Genomic DNA, 16,093 nt, shown 5'->3' on the forward strand with positions numbered 1-16,093 from the left:
CCACAACGCTGGTCAGGGGCTACCCGTAACTGGGAGCCTGTAGGTGCTGTCCAATTGAATCCGGAACGACAAGTTCGGTTGGCGGCTTAAGATGGTTGAGGCGACAGAAACCCTGAAAGACGCCGGGGCGATGAAATGCGTGTTAAAGAACTGGAAGTCGAATAGGGGGATAGTGATGTGTACAACATGCGGGTGCGGATCTGGACAAACATTCATCGGGGGGTATCGACTTAAGTTACGCCGTAAGAACACTGTACCAGTGCAATACCGGACGCCAGACCCCCTCTCCAACCCTCTCCCGCAACCAGGAGAGGGAGAAAACGAAATTATCAATACTGACACGGCACATAATCACACACCGATGGATTTCGGCGCAGGCCCTGCGGGAACCCATGCGCCGGGCCTGAATCAGGCACGCATGGTAAAAATCGAGCGCGACATCCTGTCAAAGAATGACGCTTATGCCGAGGAGAATCGCAACCACTTGTCCAAACGCGGTATTTTCGCACTCAATCTGGTATCCAGCCCCGGCTCGGGCAAAACCACCTTGCTGGTAAAAAGCATTAATGCGCTGAACGGTAGTCTGCCGCTTGCCGTTATCGAAGGCGATCAACAAACGGACAATGACGCCGCACGCATCCGTGCCACCGGCGCCCCTGCCTTGCAAATCAATACCGGGAAAGGTTGCCATCTGGATGCAAGCATGGTTGGACAAGCCATACAGCAACTTGGCTTGCAGGATGACAGCCTTTTATTGATCGAGAACGTTGGCAATCTGGTGTGCCCGGCCAATTTTGATCTGGGAGAAGCGCATAAAGTCGCTATCCTTTCCGTAACTGAAGGTGAGGACAAGCCGCTCAAGTACCCGGACATGTTCCGCGCTGCAGATTTGATGCTGCTAAACAAGTGTGACCTGTTGCCTTATCTGGATTTCGATGCCAGTCTTGCGGTGGAAAATGCGCTCCGGGTAAACCCGAAGATACAGATAATCTGCATTTCCGCCACCAGCGGAGAGGGCATGGAGGAATGGCTGGAATGGATCAAGGCGGGTTGCCGGAAAGCAATCACAGAAAAATAACGAATGATACATGCACGAATAAGAGTATCCGGGCAGGTTCAGGGCGTGGGTTTCCGGCCATTCGTGTTCCGGCTTGCGCATGAGTTAGGCCTTGCTGGCTGGGTACGCAACGACAGTAGTGGCGTAGAAATATCAGTTGAAGGCAAGCATTCGCAGGTACTGTGTCTGATCGAACGTCTACAAAGCGAGCCGCCTGCGCTGGCGCGAGTGGAAAAGGTGATACATGATCTGGAGCAAGTAACTTCAGGATTGCGCGGCTTTAGCATAGCACCAAGCAAGATGGGCAGGATGCAAACAGGCATCGTACCCGACATGGCGATCTGCCCGGACTGTTTATCAGAAATGTTTGATCCCGCCGATCGTCGTTATCGGCACCCCTTCATCAACTGCATACATTGCGGGCCGCGTTACACACTGACAGCGCGACTGCCCTATGACCGTGCCAACACCAGCATGGCGAAATTTACGCAATGCCCGGATTGTCAGCAGGAATATGATAATCCTGGTACACGCCGTTTTCATGCACAGCCCAACGCCTGTCCGGCCTGTGGGCCACATCTGAGTTTATTTGACGAACTCTGGCGACCAGTCACATCCGATGATTGTATCGCTTCTGCCGCCAGATACATCGCCTCGGGACAAATCGTCGCCATCAAGAGCGTGGGCGGATTCCATCTGGTATGCGATGCGGGGAACCCCGCCACTGTAGACAGGCTGCGTAGCAGAAAGCAGCGCGATGAAAAACCGTTTGCTGTAATGGTGCTGAACAGGCTGTCTGCTGAACGTTATGCAGAGGTTTTAGAGCACGAAGCAGCACTACTGGAAGCAGGGGAACGACCCATCGTACTACTGCGTAAATCAGCCAGTTGTGATACGGAGTTGCGTGGAATTTCTCCTGATTTATCGGATATTGGCCTGATGCTGCCCTATACGCCGTTACAATATTTATTGTTCCACGAGTTGTCAGGTAAACCAGAGGGTACGGATTGGTTGCAAAAGGCGACCTCCTTGGCATTGGTGATGACCAGCGCTAATTTCCATGGTGAGCCACTGGTTAAGGATGATGCAGAAGCGCGCGCATCGTTATCCGGCCTGAGTGATGCCTTTTTAACACATGACCGTGAAATTCTGCATCGTTGCGACGACAGCGTAATGCGTACAACGCCCTCCCCCTTGTGGGGCAACTTTGGGCAACCAAGTCAGATGGCCAGCTGTTCCATTGGAGAGTATTCGGGAGAGGGGCAGCAATTCCAATTAATTCGTCGCGCACGTGGTTACACGCCGCGACGAATTTTGCTGCCCCATACCGGCCCGTCCATACTTGCTTGCGGGGCATGGCTAAAAAATACTGTTTGCCTCACACGCGGCAATGAAGCCTTCGTATCGCAACACATCGGCGACCTTGATCATGCCGCTACGCGGCAGATGCTGGATGAAACTGTTGCACACCTGTGCGACATCCTGGATGTGCGGCCACAGGCAGTCGCTCACGATCTTCATCCAGATTTCTATAGCACACAGTTTGCTCAGGCTTATGCTGCGCAACACGGCTTGTCTATTTTTGCCGTGCAGCATCATCACGCTCATATCGCGGCGGTTTGCGCCGAACATCATGTTACTGAATCCGTGCTCGGACTGGCACTGGACGGCATGGGATTGGGAACAGACGGCAACGCCTGGGGTGGTGAACTGTTGCGCGTGGAAGGGGCAGACTTTCAGCGTCTGGGACATCTTGCGCCACTAAGTATGCCTGGGGGCGACCGCGCAGCACGTGAACCGTGGCGCTTAGCAGCAGCCGTACTATTCGAGATGGGACGCAGCGACGAGATTATGCATCGCTTTCCGGCGCAAACCGGATCGGTAACCGTGATAACCCTGTTGCAGCGCCAGTTGAATTGTGCCACCACCAGTAGTATGGGCCGCCTGTTTGATGCTGCCGCCGGATTGCTGAATGTCAGGGAAATTCAAAGTTATGAGGGACAGGCAGCGATATTGCTGGAAGGACTGGCAGAGCAACATGGTAAAGTTGCAGCACTCACGAATGGTTACGTAATCAGCAACGATGGTGTGCTTGATTTCCTCCCGCTACTGGCAGCAATTACTGATTGCAAGAATGCATCGTACGGTGCTGCCTTATTCCATGCAACCCTGGCAGACGGATTGATGGCGTGGCTACTCCGTGCTGCCGAAAATGAGAATATCAACACGGTTGCACTGGGTGGTGGATGTTTCTTGAATAGGATTTTGTCTCAAACACTGATCTCATCCTTGTACGGGCATGGTCTACGCGTGTTGACCGCACAACAGTTGCCACCCAACGATGGCGGTATCTCATTCGGGCAAGCCAATATTGCCCTGACGTGCATGACAGGAATTTCGTCCATGGGGGCCATAGAATCGCCACGGGAATTTTATCTTAAATCGCATTGATCAAGGAACCTGAATCATGTGTCTTGCCATACCTGCCCGCATCGAAGAACTGACGACACCGGGTAACGCAATCGTTAATCTTGGTGGTGTTCGAAAAGAGATTTCACTGGCGCTGGTGGATGGTGTTCAAACGGGGGACTATGTCATAGTGCATGTTGGCTATGCCCTGCAAAAACTGGATCAAGATGAGGCTGAACATACTTTGGAATTGTTCGCAGAAATGGGCATGCAGGACGAGTTGCGTGAAGATCTTGGCGAGAGTGCAGCATGAAATACATAGATGAATTCCGTAATGGAAAACTGGCAAAAAATATTTCCGCCAATATTGCGCGGGAAGCCACTTCTCTATCCGGTTACAAATTGATGGAGTTTTGCGGTGGGCATACCCATGCCATTTCGCGTTACGGACTTGTCGACCTGTTACCTGACCATGTGCACCTGATTCACGGCCCTGGCTGCCCGGTATGTGTATTACCCATTGGCCGAGTGGATCAGTCCATTTTTCTGGCACGCGAACATGGCGTGATCCTTTGCACCTATGCCGACACTCTACGCGTACCGGCTTCCGATAATTCGTCGCTAATGCGTGCCCGAGCCAATGGGGCGGATGTGCGCATGATCTATTCGACTCAAGACGCATTGAAGATCGCGCGCGAATATCCTGACCGTGAAGTGGTATTTCTCGCCATCGGTTTCGAGACCACCACACCGCCGACCGCATGGGCTGTCAGACAGGCCGCTTTCGAGGGTTTGAAGAACTTCAGCATTTTATGTGATCATGTGCTGACACCCGCCGCAATGCATGCCATTCTCGCAGGGGAAAGTGGCACGGCGCTGGATGGTTTTGTAGGGCCTGCACATGTGTCCACCATTATCGGCAGTAAACCCTATGAACCCTTCGCCGACAATTATGGCAAGCCGGTAGTGATTGCAGGTTTTGAGCCCCTGGATGTGATGCAGGCCATCCTGATGTTGGTGCGTCAGATTAACGACGGGCGCGCTATGGTCGAGAATGAATTTACCCGCGCCGTGACCCGTGAAGGCAATCTCAAGGCGAAGGCACTGGTGGATGAGGTATTCCACTTGCGTGATACGTTTGAATGGCGCGGACTGGGCAGCGTGCCGAACAGTGCATTGAAACTGCGCCCAAGATTTTCCGCATTTGATGCCGAGTTAAAATTTGGCGTGGATTACGTCGCCGTACCTGACAACAGGGCGTGCGAGTGCGCTGCCATTTTGCGCGGACAGAAACGTCCGCAGGAATGCAAAATTTTCGGTACGGTATGCACGCCGGATAATCCCGTTGGTTCCTGTATGGTCTCATCCGAAGGTTCCTGCGCGGCTCATTACAGTTATGGAAGATTCAGGGAGTCAGCATGACTGGTTTGGTTAAGCCCAATTACTCACGCCCACTCGATATCAAACATGGTCGGGTAGATATGTCGCACGGCTCGGGGGGGCGTGCCATGGCACAACTCATCACCGAGTTGTTCGCCGCCGCCTTCGACAATGAGTATCTGTCTCAGGGCAATGATGGTGCATTACTGCCGCAGGAGACTGGGCGCCTGGTAATGGCGACTGACAGCCACGTGGTGTCACCATTATTTTTCGCAGGTGGCGACATCGGTTGCCTGTCGGTTCACGGCACCATCAACGATGTTGCGGTAATGGGGGCCCAACCATTGTATTTGTCAGCTTCATTCATACTGGAAGAAGGATTTTTATTGTCAGACTTGAAACGCATTGTCGAGTCTATGGCGCAAGCCTCACGGGAATCCGGCGTGCCCATCGTCACTGGTGATACCAAGGTAGTGGAACGGGGTAAGGGAGATGGTGTTTTTATTACAACCACGGGTATTGGTGTCATGCGCAATGGTGTCAAGTTATCCGGCGATCTGGCACAACCGGGCGACAAGATTCTGCTGTCCGGCACGATAGGTGACCATGGCATGGCGATCCTGTCACAGCGTGAGGGGCTGGCCTTTTCAGCACCTATTGTGTCGGATACCGTTGCGTTGCACCGTTTGGTAGCAACCATGCTGGATAGTGGTGTCGAACTGCGTGTACTGCGCGATCCGACGCGCGGCGGGCTAGCGACGACACTTAATGAGATTGCCAAACAGTCCGGTGTGGGCATGATGCTGTATGAGTCTGCGATTGCAGTGAATCAGCCGGTCGAAGCAGCTTGTGAATTTCTGGGACTCGATCCACTTTATGTGGCCAATGAGGGCAAACTAATCGCAATCTGCGCGCCGCAAGATGCGCAACGTCTGTTGGCTGTGATGCGCGCACATCCGCTGGCCGAAGCAGCCTCCATCATCGGCGAGGTACAGGAGGATGCACACGGTTTTGTGCAACTCACCACCCGGATAGGCGGACGTCGCGTGATAGATTGGCTAACGGGTGAGCAATTGCCGAGGATATGCTAATGGGGATACTGCCCACCATTTTGGTTATAGACGACGAAATACGCTCGCAAGAATCATTGCGTCGTACTCTGGAAGAGGACTTTACTGTATTCATCGCCTCCAGCGCGCAGGATGGTCGCAGGATCATGGAACATGAGTCCGTGCAGGTAGTGTTATGCGATCAGCGCATGCCGGAAACGACGGGAGTTGAGTTTTTGCAAGAAGTGCGGGAGCAATGGCCTGACGCTGTTCGGATCATTATCTCCGGCCATACCGAAACACAAGACATCATCGCGGGGATCAATGAGGCCGGTATTTATCAATATATCCTGAAACCATGGCATCCGGAATCCTTACTGTTGACCGTGCGAGCAGCTGCGCAGTTGTACGATCTGCAACAGCAGACTCAGTCCATGAATCTGGAATTGCGTACTGCCGAGCCGATATTGCGCCAGCGTGTGGAAAAAAAACGCGAAAAACTGAGAGATTATTTCGAATTTTCCCGCATCACCCGTGCAGCGGCCAGCCCGTTGAATGCGGTTGTTGACATGGCTGCCCGGGTTGCCAGTTGTGATATTGCAGTACATATCGCTGGGGAATCCGGTACCGGCAAGGAATTACTTGGGCGCGCCATCCATTATTCCAGCCCGCGTTCAGGTCGTGCCTTCGTAATCGAAAATTGTGGCGCCATGTCAGATCAATTACTGGAATCCGAACTGTTCGGCCACAAACGTGGAAGTTTTACGGGTGCCTTCGAAGATCGCATCGGTTTGTTCGAGCAAGCCGATGGAGGCACAATTTTTCTGGATGAGATCGGAGATACCTCGCCCGCTTTTCAGGTCAAACTGTTACGTGTGTTGCAGGAAGGTGAAATTCGTTCCGTCGGCAGTTCCCGTTCGCGCAAGGTGAATGTACGTGTGCTTTCCGCGACGAATAGAAATCTTGAAGAAGAGGTTCAGCGTGGTCGCTTTCGCGCCGATCTTTACTATCGATTGACCCAGTTTGTTTTGCCCGTTCCTCCGTTACGAGAGCGTAAGATGGATGTTCCGTTGATTGCTTACGATTTACTCAACACCGCCTCAAAGAGCATAGGTAAAGATGTGGCGGGGTTTTCTCCAGAGACGTTGGATTGTCTGGGGCGCTACCACTGGCCAGGCAATGTACGCGAATTGCAAAATGAAATTATTCGTGCGTTGTTGCTGAGCGAAGATACCCATATCGGATCACATTTGCTTTCCGCGAAAGTATTGCACGCTGCACCAGAAGAAGAAGTAACGGACATGCAGGTGTTTTCCGGAATGAATGGCAGTCTAAAGGAGCGTATGGAGATGCTTGAGGCGCGCGTGCTACGTGAAACACTGATACGATTGCGCTGGAACAAAACCCGTGCTTCAGCCGAATTGGGATTATCGCGTGCGGGCTTGCGCAGCAAGTTATCTCGCTATGGATTGGAGAAAAAAATTGGGTAACGTCACCAACCGTGATCCGCTCAATTTACTCTGGCTACAGTCTGGCGGCTGTGGCGGTTGCACCATGTCGCTGCTCAACGCCAATTGCAGTAATCTGTTCGACACATTGGAAGGATTCGGCATTCGCTTGCTATGGCATCCTTCCCTATCGGAAGAGAGCGCGATGGATGCGCGCAGTATCTTTGACGACTGCATAAGCGGCGTGACGCGCCTTGACATCCTGTGTCTGGAAGGTGCGATATTGCGTGGTCCGCAAGGTAGCGGCGACTTTCATCGAACGACTGGTGGTAATTCCATGATGTCGATAATCAAACGGCTTTCAGGCGTCGCACGCCATACAGTAGCGGTGGGTAGTTGCGCTGCTTTCGGTGGAATCACCGCCACAGGTAGCAACCCTGCGGATGCCTGCGGTCTGCAATTCGAAGGTGATTCCCTGGGTGGTTTGCTGGGTCGGGATTACCGAGACAGCAGCGGATTGCCTGTAATCAATATTGCCGGCTGTCCAACGCATCCCAACTGGGTCATTGAAACCCTTGCTGCGCTGGCATCAGGCATGTTAAATGGGCAAGGACTGGATGTCTTCCAGCGACCGCGTATGTATGCTGATCATCTGGTGCATCATGGCTGTACTCGTAATGAGTTCTATGAATTTAAAGCCAGCGCGCATAAGCCGTCTGATCTTGGCTGTTTGATGGAAAATCTCGGTTGCAAGGGAACACAAGCACATGCCGATTGCAACATACGCCTCTGGAATGGCGAAGGTTCGTGTGTTCGCGGCGGCTACGCCTGCATTTCCTGCACCGAACCGGGTTTTGAAGAACCAGGACATCCGTTCACTGAAACGCCGAAACTTGGCGGCATTCCTGTTGGTTTGCCCATCGACATGCCGAAGGCGTGGTTCGTGGTGCTTGCCTCGCTTTCCAAATCAGCAACGCCCAAACGTGTTAAGGAAAACGCCGTAGCCGATCATCAAGTTGTGGTTCCTGCTGTGAAAAGGATGCGATCAAAATGAAACGTTTGATGGTCGGTCCATTTAATCGAGTGGAAGGCGATCTTGAAGTCGCTTTGGACATTGCCGAGGGTCGGGTACAGGCTGCCTATGTCAATTCACCCATGTACCGTGGTTTCGAACAGATGCTCAAGGATAAATATCCGCTGGATGCCTTGGTGTATGTGCCACGTATTTGTGGTATTTGCTCGGTGGCCCAGTCAGCAGCAGCAGCCCAGGCACTGGCTCATGCGATGGGTTTGCAACCCCCGGAAAATGGCCGTCTAGCGGCTAATCTGACGATTGCCGCTGAAAACCTGGCTGATCACTTAAGCCATTTTTATCTGTTTTTCATGCCAGACTTCGCCCGTTCTTTTTATAAGGGACGCGCATGGTTTTCTGATACTCATGCGCGTTTCAAAGCGGTCAGCGGCAGCGCTATGGCTGACATATTGCCCGCACGGGCGAAATTCATGCATTTGATGGGCTACCTCGCAGGGAAGTGGCCACATACCTTGTCGTTGCAACCAGGGGGTTCATCGCGTCCGCTAGAAAGTGCTGAGCAAATCCGGCTCGCAATATTGTTGGCGGAGTTCCGCTCATTTTTGGAGCGGACATTGTTTGGAGACCAACTGGAATCAGTTGCAAATTTGGATTCAGAATCCGCACTTCTGGCGTGGATGGATAGTCACACAACCTCCGCCGATTTACCGCATTTCCTTTCTATAGCCTACGACCTGGAGTTGCATAAAATGGGACGAGCAAGTGATCGTTTCATGAGTTATGGCGCATATCATGACGGTGACGACAGCCTGCTCCCTTCAGGATTATGGGAAAATGGTGAATTGCGAGCGCTGGATATTTCAACGATACGCGAAGATGTTTCACATAGTTGGATGGAAGGCGAGGCAGCGCTTGCACCAGCCATAGGTCATACCCTACCCCATCCTGGCAAGGCTGGGGCATATTCCTGGTGCAAATCCCCCAGACTGGATGGTCATGTAATTGAAACTGGTGCACTGGCAAGACAATTGGTGGCAGGACACCCACTGGCGCGCGATCTTGTAGCACGCTATGGTGGCAATGTAATGGCGCGCGTGATTGCTCGCATGCTGGAAATTGCCTGCATGGTGCCGGTAATGGAAGAGTGGGTTCGGCGCATCCGCCTTGGCGAACCATTCTGTCAGGCGGTGACAGGATTGGAGGATGGGAGTGGTATTGGTTTGGTCGAAGCCGCTCGCGGCAGTCTGGGTCATTGGATGGAAGTACGCCAGGGAAGGATATACAATTATCAGATAATCGCGCCAACTACCTGGAACTTCTCTCCGCGTGATGCAGCAGGCAAACCCGGTGCGCTGGAGCAAGCGCTGGTGGGCGTTCAGGTTGAAGAAAACAATGAGGGTGCTCCAGTTGCAGTGCAGCATGTAGTGCGGTCCTTCGATCCTTGCATGGTGTGTACGGTGCATTGATGCAATGATTGATTCCGACAAATCTCCCTTTACACACTTAACTTCGACCACACCACCCGAGGCGATGTCCGAATCCATATGGGTTGATGTAGTACACAGGATGGACGAGGTATACAACGAGTTGCTGCAACACGAAGTGGATCTGGAACAGAAAAATTACGCGCTGGAAGAGTCACAACAATTCATTTTCAGCGTCCTTGCTTCGATGTCCGATTTACTGGTGGTATGTGACCGGCATGAAATGATTGAGGAGGTAAATCAGGCACTCATTGATTTTACCGGAAAGCGTGAAGACGAACTTAAAGGAACCAGTCTTTTATCCTTGTTTGGAGAATCGGAATCATTTGCGGCTGTGAAACATGTCATCGCGCGACTGGCTACTGAACCCGCGCATGATCTGGAATTTCAGTTCCTTACCCGTGATGGAGGCACCACTCCAGTAACGCTCAATTTTACACCTCGTTTGTCCGGAACTGGAAAATTGCTGGGTATTGTGATTACCGGCAGACCAATCGGTGAACTACATCGTGCTTACCATGCCTTGCGTGAAACCCATGATGAACTTAAGCGAACCCAACAGCAGTTGCTGCAATCAGAAAAAATGGCTTCTCTGGGTCGACTGGTGGCAGGTGTAGCACATGAACTCAACAACCCCATCAGTTTTGTACTGGGTAACGTACATGCGATGCGTCGCTATACGACACGCTTCAAACAATATCTGGATGCGATGCATGCTGGTGTCAGCCATGTGTCATTGGCAACATTGCGCGAGCAGTTGCGCATAGATCATATTCTGAGCGACCTCGCCCCTTTGCTGGATGGCGCGATTGAAGGCGCTGAGCGCACACGCGATATCGTTGATGGCTTGAAGCGTTTTTCAGCCACTGATCGCAATGAGAATGTAAAATTCAATATGACTGAAATCATCGAAAGATCAGTGCATTGGGTTACGCGGGCGACTCCCGCAAAATTTCGCGTCAAGATCAGACTACCCGATGATCTGCCCGTGACGGGTTCACCTGGGCAGATGCAGCAAGTCATTATCAATCTGATTCAGAATGCCGCTGATGCAACGGATCATCAGGCAGAGCCATTGCTGGAAGTATCAGCACGGGAAGAAAACGGCGAGATCATCGTACTGTTCCGTGACAACGGTCCTGGCATTGCCACTGATGCATTAGATAAAATGTTTGACCCTTTTTATACCACCAAACCAGTTGGCAAGGGCACCGGCCTTGGTTTATCCATCAGTTACGGCATTATTGAACGTCATGGCGGAAAACTTTCTGTCGGCAATCTACAACATGGTGGTGCCGAGTTTGTTCTGCGTTTGCCGCGAACATCGAATTCTTAAAGGAGAAGTCATGGGAACTGAGAGCGTTTACCCATTAATCACGTTGGCCTTTGTATTGGGACTGAAACATGGCTTGGATGCCGATCATCTTGCAACAATAGACGGGTTGACTCGTTTTAATACCTTGGCAGGACGGATGCGTCTGGCACGCTTATGCGGATTCCTGTTCTCACTTGGGCATGGTGTTGTGGTATGTATTGTGGCAATTGCTGCCGGACTATTGTTCCATCATACATCTGCGCCATCTTGGCTGGATGACGTAGGTACATTGATATCAGAATTCTTTCTGTTATTGCTGGGCAGTCTCAATCTATATGCAGTGTTTTCTACCCCATCCCACGAAATGGTGCAGATGATAGGAATTAAAGGACGCTGGCTGAACAGGCTAAAGAATGCTGGCAACCCGGTGCTGATTGCACTGGTGGGTGCCTTGTTTGCTTTATCCTTTGATACACTTTCTCAGGCGGCCTTCTTTTCTGTAACTGCCACACGTTTCGGGGGGTTGGTTTATGCGTTGTTGCTGGCTATGTGTTTCATGATTGGCATGATGGTCACCGATGCCTTAAATGGACTATGGATTTCGCACCTGTTGCAGCGCGCTGATGCCAGCGCACGCACAACTTCACGCATCATGGGAATAACTGTGGCGCTGCTCAGCCTCACGGTGGCGGGTTTGGGGCTATCGCGCCGCTTCTTGCCAGAAACAGTGGCCTGGCAGGAAGGGCACGAATTGCTTATAGGAGCATCTGTCATCGTGGTGGTAGCGGGAAGTTTCCTGTTTTCTCTTTATCGGCAACAACGATCCATAGCATCTATCTGATTATCCTGACTACACCAACAATTACCGTCTAATAAGGAAAAGGTGTGCAACGATATACCTACTATTTCCTGAATGATCGGTATCCGCTGATAATGGCGCTGACCATGGTTTGTGACGACATGATATCTTCGCGGATCGCTGCATAGATATGCAATAGGATGAACCAGACAATGCCCCATGCCACCATATGGTGCCAGGTGTGCACATCCTGACTCTGGCCGAACAAGGGGATAACCCAACTGGAAAATAATGCGTGCGACCAGCCTTGCGCGCCCTCGCCATACAGTGCAAAACCCGTAACGATCATGAACAAGCCGCCTAGGGTGATGGCAACAAACATGAATAGCAGCGCCAACGGATTATGGCCTACGTACTTTCTTGGCTTCTTCTCCAGAAACAGGTACCAGCGCACTTCCTGAAACATACCTGCCCACCAGTCCGTATCAAATACAGGCGGTGCAAATAATTGCCGAGCATTCCTATTGCCTACCATCGCCCAATAGATACGCGCAACAAAGCCGATGGCGAAAATATAGGCCGCAGAAAAATGCGCAAAACGAATGTAACCCATCAGAAAATGCTCACTCGCCTCCCCGGATATACTGGGTAACGGACTGGCGATAAAATAGCCCGTTATCGCCAAGACCACAATACACAATGCGCTGATCCAGTGCCACACCCTGACCGGCACCTCATACACGTACACGGTAGTGCCGGCAGCAGTTTCATCTATCGTTTTGACTATCATGGAATTCTCCTTAACGTTAGCGTACCGTAACCTTGCTCAACTCCTGTCCTTCAGGTGACATGACATGCGTCGAACATGCCAGGCATGGATCAAAACTGTGCAGGGTGCGCAAAATTTCCAGGGGTTGATCAGCTTTAGCCAGGGGCGTGTTCATCAACGCGGCTTCGAATGCACCGATCTGCCCCTTGGGATCACGGGGACTACCGTTCCATGTAGTCGGCACCACGCACTGATAATTCTCGATTTTGGTATCCCTGATCTTTATCCAGTGTCCCAGCGAACCACGGGGCGCTTCAGTAAAACCGACTCCTTTGGCCGCCTTGGGCCACATAGACGGATCCCATTTTTCGACATTGGCTGTTGCTGAATCGCCCGCCTTTAGATTGGCAATCAACTTGTCGAACTGCTCTTCCTGCAATTTTGCGCAGTAGAGCGTCTCGATGCCGCGCGCGGCAGTGCGCCCCAGGGTGGAGAACAGCGCAGTGACCGGCAAATCAAGTTTGTGCAGAACACTGTCTACCGTGTCCTTGATGAACGGATATTGTTCGGGTTGCACATAACCCAGTACCATGCGTGACAATGGTCCGACTTCCATCGCGTTGCCCTTCCATCTTGGCGCCTTGATCCACGAATACTTGGCACTTTCATCGAGTTGTTCTATTTTGGTGCGCGTACCCTTAAAATTGGAGCCTTCGGGATGATAGTTAGGCTCGGTAACACCGTCCCAAGGATGAAGGCCTTTGCTCTCATCCGGATATTTATACCAAGAGTGGGAAACGAACTCCTGTATCTCATCAGGGTTGCGCAGGTCGATCTCATGTACATGAGCAAGATCGCCATTGATGATCGCGCCGCGCGGCAATAACAGGTTCGCGGCCGAGTAGTCGTTTGCCCTGTGAGGAATGTCCCCATAGGACATGATATTTTTTGACGACAGCCCGCCGCCGAAGGTCCAGTCCTTGTAATAAGACGCAATTGCCAACAGGTCTGGAATATAAACTTTTTCAACGAAATCGCGCGTGCGGTCTATGATACCCTTGACCAAATTCAAGCGTTCCATATTGACCGCACCCACCGCTCCAACACCGTTCATGTTGATGGCACAGGGTACACCACCCACCAGCCAGTTGGGATGAGGGTTTTTGCCGCCGAAGACGGTGTGAACCTTGACGATATCCTTCTGAAAATCCAGCGCTTCCAGATAATGTGTGACTGCCATCAGATTAGCCTCAGGCGGTAACTTGTAGGCAGGACTCCCCCAGTAGCCATTGCTGAATGGGCCAAGTTGCCCGGATTCGACAAATTTCTTCAAGCGATTCTGCACATCGCGAAAATAGCCGGGCGATGACATTGGCCAATCAGAAATGCTTTGCGCCAGTTCTGAAGTCTTTTTTGGATCGGCTTTTAATGCAGACACCACGTCCACCCAATCCAACGCATGCAAATGGTAGAAATGCACCAGATGATCATGTACATACAGATTCAACTGCATGATGTTACGGATGGTGTTGGCATTCTCTGGAATCTGGATGGACAGTGCATCCTCCACCGCACGCACTGAAGTCAGTGCGTGCGTGCCGGTGCAAACACCACAGATACGCTCAGTAAAAGCCCAGGCATCACGGGGGTCACGGCCCTTGAGAATCACTTCCAGACCGCGCCACATGGTGCCAGTGGATACGGCATTGCGGATCACATTTTCACTGTCGAGATTAACCTCAACTCGGAGGTGACCCTCAATGCGACAAACCGGGTCAACCACCACGCGCTTACCGCTGTTGTCGAGCTTGAAGCCTTGTGTTTCATACGCTGTCATGATTAGTTACCCTCCTTGTTCTGATCCTTATGCGAACTGCGTGCGCGACTCAGCGCACTGGCTGCGGCATGGGCCGCGACAGCGACACCCACAACACCTGCGACCGTGCCACCCACTTGGTCAGCATTGGCCTCGATGCCGAACTGGTTGATGCCAGTGACACGGTTATAGAACCCTCCCTTATCCCAGAAACCGTCTTCAGAACAGCCAATGCAGCCGTGCCCGGACTGGATGGGGAAAGACACCCCATCGTTCCAGCGTACTGTGGAACAGGCGTTGTAAGTAGTTGGCCCTTTGCAACCCATCTTGTACAGACAGTAGCCTTTGCGTGCAGCGTCATCATCCCATTGCTCGACAAACTGTCCGGCGTCAAAGTGAGCTCGACGATAACACTTGTCATGGATACGCTGACCATAAAACATCTTGGGACGGCCCTGACGATCAAGTTCCGGAATGCGATCAAAGGTCAGCATGTAAGTAATTACCGCGGTCATTACTTCTGCGATAGGCGGGCATCCAGGCACCTTAATGATGGGCTTGTCGGTAATAACTTTATGCACAGGAGTAGCCCGCGTCGGATTCGGCTTGGCCGCCTGTACGCAACCCCAAGAAGCGCAAGACCCCCATGAGATAATGGCTTTGGCATCTGCAGACGTTTCCTTTAGCACTTCAACGAATGGACGCCCCCCTTGGATACAATACATGCCATCCTCATTAAGTGGTGGGTTGCCTTCTACCGCCAAGATAAAATTACCTTTATACTTTTTTCTGACATCGGCAATGATTTCCTCAGCCTGATAACCTGCTGCCGCCATCAAAGTATCGTCATAATCCAGGGAAATCATGGAAAGCACGACATCCTTGGTCAGCGGGTGTGCCGAACGAATGAAAGATTCAGAACAACAGGTACATTCCAATCCATGTAGCCAAATCACCGGGGTGCGCGGCTTGGTTTCCATCGCATGGGCAATCTTTGGCACAAAACCCGGTGCAAGCCCCAACGAAGCGGCGGTCAAACTGCAAAATTTCATAAAACTACGGCGTGTAATCCCTTGCCGTTTCATCACTTCATAAAAAGTTTCAATTTCCATTGTTATTCCCCCCTTGTCGCTTTTTATAACGTAAAGCCTTAAGCCGTTTTACATTCAACCAGCCAAATTTTTTATTTGATAATTTATCTGGCTTATCAACGGTTACTCGGGCATATAAAAGCAATTCTTGTACCATGCATGAAATATAAGTATTTACCAATATTAATCAGCATGTTATATCTTAACTTGGGGAATATGGATCTGTAAAAGCGTGAAAACCAAAAACGTGTAATTAGGTTAGAAGTGGCAAGTTAGTTGCCAGTACGAGTGATCCTTGAACGATCATATTCGATGCCTTCCGGCGTCTTTCAGGGTTTCTGTCGCCTCAACCATCTTAAGCCGCCAACCGAACTTGTCGTTCCGGATTCAATTGGACAGCACCTACAGGCTCCCAGTTACGGGTAGCCCCTGACCAGCGTTGT

Annotated in this window: 14 protein-coding genes; 10 read left to right on the forward strand and 4 right to left on the reverse strand. The window is 51.6% G+C overall.

What is annotated here, in order from left to right:
• Nucleotides 1–175 precede the first annotated feature (175 nt).
• The 10 genes from hypB to IV91_RS0110190 are packed head-to-tail and all read left to right on the forward strand — an operon-like array spanning nucleotide 176 to nucleotide 12,016.
• Nucleotides 176–1,078, forward strand: a complete 903-nt coding sequence (gene hypB, locus IV91_RS0110145) for a hydrogenase nickel incorporation protein HypB (protein WP_031598060.1) — start codon at nucleotides 176–178, stop codon at nucleotides 1,076–1,078.
• Nucleotides 1,079–1,081: 3 nt separating this feature from the next.
• Nucleotides 1,082–3,508 carry a carbamoyltransferase HypF gene (locus tag IV91_RS0110150; protein WP_051862523.1) on the forward strand — a complete coding sequence of 809 codons (2,427 nt, stop codon included), beginning with the start codon at nucleotides 1,082–1,084 and terminating at the stop codon, nucleotides 3,506–3,508.
• 16 nt (nucleotides 3,509–3,524) lie between these two features.
• On the forward strand, nucleotides 3,525–3,779 hold the full coding sequence (locus IV91_RS0110155; protein ID WP_031598063.1) for a HypC/HybG/HupF family hydrogenase formation chaperone: 255 nt from the start codon (nucleotides 3,525–3,527) through the stop codon (nucleotides 3,777–3,779).
• On the forward strand, nucleotides 3,776–4,888 hold the full coding sequence (gene hypD / locus IV91_RS0110160; RefSeq protein ID WP_031598064.1) for a hydrogenase formation protein HypD: 1,113 nt from the start codon (nucleotides 3,776–3,778) through the stop codon (nucleotides 4,886–4,888). The genes IV91_RS0110155 and hypD overlap by 4 nt, the downstream gene beginning before the upstream one ends.
• Nucleotides 4,885–5,937 (forward strand): hydrogenase expression/formation protein HypE, encoded by a 1,053-nt coding sequence (gene hypE, locus IV91_RS0110165; RefSeq protein ID WP_031598066.1) that lies wholly within the window; start codon nucleotides 4,885–4,887, stop codon nucleotides 5,935–5,937. Before hypD ends, hypE begins: the two co-directional genes overlap by 4 nt.
• Complete coding sequence (locus IV91_RS0110170; protein ID WP_200874373.1) at nucleotides 5,937–7,385, forward strand: sigma-54-dependent transcriptional regulator; 1,449 nt, start codon at nucleotides 5,937–5,939, stop codon at nucleotides 7,383–7,385. The genes hypE and IV91_RS0110170 overlap by 1 nt, the downstream gene beginning before the upstream one ends.
• On the forward strand, nucleotides 7,378–8,397 hold the full coding sequence (locus IV91_RS0110175; RefSeq protein WP_031598069.1) for an NADH-quinone oxidoreductase subunit B family protein: 1,020 nt from the start codon (nucleotides 7,378–7,380) through the stop codon (nucleotides 8,395–8,397). The genes IV91_RS0110170 and IV91_RS0110175 overlap by 8 nt, the downstream gene beginning before the upstream one ends.
• The gene (locus tag IV91_RS0110180) at nucleotides 8,394–9,842 is read left to right on the forward strand and encodes a nickel-dependent hydrogenase large subunit (protein ID WP_031598070.1); all 1,449 of its coding nucleotides are present in this window, start codon (nucleotides 8,394–8,396) and stop codon (nucleotides 9,840–9,842) included. The genes IV91_RS0110175 and IV91_RS0110180 overlap by 4 nt, the downstream gene beginning before the upstream one ends.
• A 4-nt stretch (nucleotides 9,843–9,846) precedes the next feature.
• On the forward strand, nucleotides 9,847–11,196 hold the full coding sequence (locus IV91_RS0110185; RefSeq protein WP_035417746.1) for a sensor histidine kinase: 1,350 nt from the start codon (nucleotides 9,847–9,849) through the stop codon (nucleotides 11,194–11,196).
• 10 nt (nucleotides 11,197–11,206) lie between these two features.
• A complete protein-coding gene (locus IV91_RS0110190) occupies nucleotides 11,207–12,016 on the forward strand; it encodes a HoxN/HupN/NixA family nickel/cobalt transporter (protein WP_031598073.1) in 810 nt (269 codons plus the stop codon).
• 61 nt (nucleotides 12,017–12,077) lie between these two features.
• Here IV91_RS0110190 and cybH read toward each other — a convergent pair whose 3' ends face one another.
• Genes cybH through IV91_RS18440 form a run of 4 tightly spaced genes read right to left on the reverse strand, consistent with a single transcriptional unit; the run spans nucleotide 12,078 to nucleotide 15,807 of the window.
• Nucleotides 12,078–12,764, reverse strand: coding sequence for a Ni/Fe-hydrogenase, b-type cytochrome subunit (cybH, locus tag IV91_RS0110195; protein WP_051862528.1), 687 nt, complete (start codon nucleotides 12,762–12,764; stop codon nucleotides 12,078–12,080).
• Between the two features lie 16 nt (nucleotides 12,765–12,780).
• Complete coding sequence (locus tag IV91_RS0110200; protein ID WP_031598076.1) at nucleotides 12,781–14,580, reverse strand: nickel-dependent hydrogenase large subunit; 1,800 nt, start codon at nucleotides 14,578–14,580, stop codon at nucleotides 12,781–12,783.
• 2 nt (nucleotides 14,581–14,582) lie between these two features.
• Nucleotides 14,583–15,665, reverse strand: coding sequence for a hydrogenase small subunit (locus IV91_RS0110205; RefSeq protein WP_031598078.1), 1,083 nt, complete (start codon nucleotides 15,663–15,665; stop codon nucleotides 14,583–14,585).
• Nucleotides 15,661–15,807, reverse strand: coding sequence for a hypothetical protein (locus IV91_RS18440; protein WP_160171561.1), 147 nt, complete (start codon nucleotides 15,805–15,807; stop codon nucleotides 15,661–15,663). The genes IV91_RS0110205 and IV91_RS18440 overlap by 5 nt, the downstream gene beginning before the upstream one ends.
• Nucleotides 15,808–16,093: the final 286 nt, after the last annotated feature.

The organism is Ferrovum myxofaciens, assembly GCF_000735045.1.
Lineage (GTDB): Bacteria > Pseudomonadota > Gammaproteobacteria > Burkholderiales > Ferrovaceae > Ferrovum > Ferrovum myxofaciens.

What these genes read in the sequence shown, in the direction of transcription:
- hypB (WP_031598060.1), top strand. Translation starts at nt 176, where the DNA reads ATGTGTACAACATGCGGGTGCGGATCTGGACAAACATTCATCGGGGGG.
- IV91_RS0110150 (WP_051862523.1), top strand. Translation starts at nt 1,082, where the DNA reads ATGATACATGCACGAATAAGAGTATCCGGGCAGGTTCAGGGCGTGGGT.
- IV91_RS0110155 (WP_031598063.1), top strand. Translation starts at nt 3,525, where the DNA reads ATGTGTCTTGCCATACCTGCCCGCATCGAAGAACTGACGACACCGGGT.
- hypD (WP_031598064.1), top strand. Translation starts at nt 3,776, where the DNA reads ATGAAATACATAGATGAATTCCGTAATGGAAAACTGGCAAAAAATATT.
- hypE (WP_031598066.1), top strand. Translation starts at nt 4,885, where the DNA reads ATGACTGGTTTGGTTAAGCCCAATTACTCACGCCCACTCGATATCAAA.
- IV91_RS0110170 (WP_200874373.1), top strand. Translation starts at nt 5,937, where the DNA reads ATGGGGATACTGCCCACCATTTTGGTTATAGACGACGAAATACGCTCG.
- IV91_RS0110180 (WP_031598070.1), top strand. Translation starts at nt 8,394, where the DNA reads ATGAAACGTTTGATGGTCGGTCCATTTAATCGAGTGGAAGGCGATCTT.
- IV91_RS0110185 (WP_035417746.1), top strand. Translation starts at nt 9,847, where the DNA reads ATGATTGATTCCGACAAATCTCCCTTTACACACTTAACTTCGACCACA.
- IV91_RS0110190 (WP_031598073.1), top strand. Translation starts at nt 11,207, where the DNA reads ATGGGAACTGAGAGCGTTTACCCATTAATCACGTTGGCCTTTGTATTG.
- cybH (WP_051862528.1), bottom strand. Translation starts at nt 12,764, where the DNA reads ATGATAGTCAAAACGATAGATGAAACTGCTGCCGGCACTACCGTGTAC.
- IV91_RS0110200 (WP_031598076.1), bottom strand. Translation starts at nt 14,580, where the DNA reads ATGACAGCGTATGAAACACAAGGCTTCAAGCTCGACAACAGCGGTAAG.
- IV91_RS18440 (WP_160171561.1), bottom strand. Translation starts at nt 15,807, where the DNA reads ATGGTACAAGAATTGCTTTTATATGCCCGAGTAACCGTTGATAAGCCA.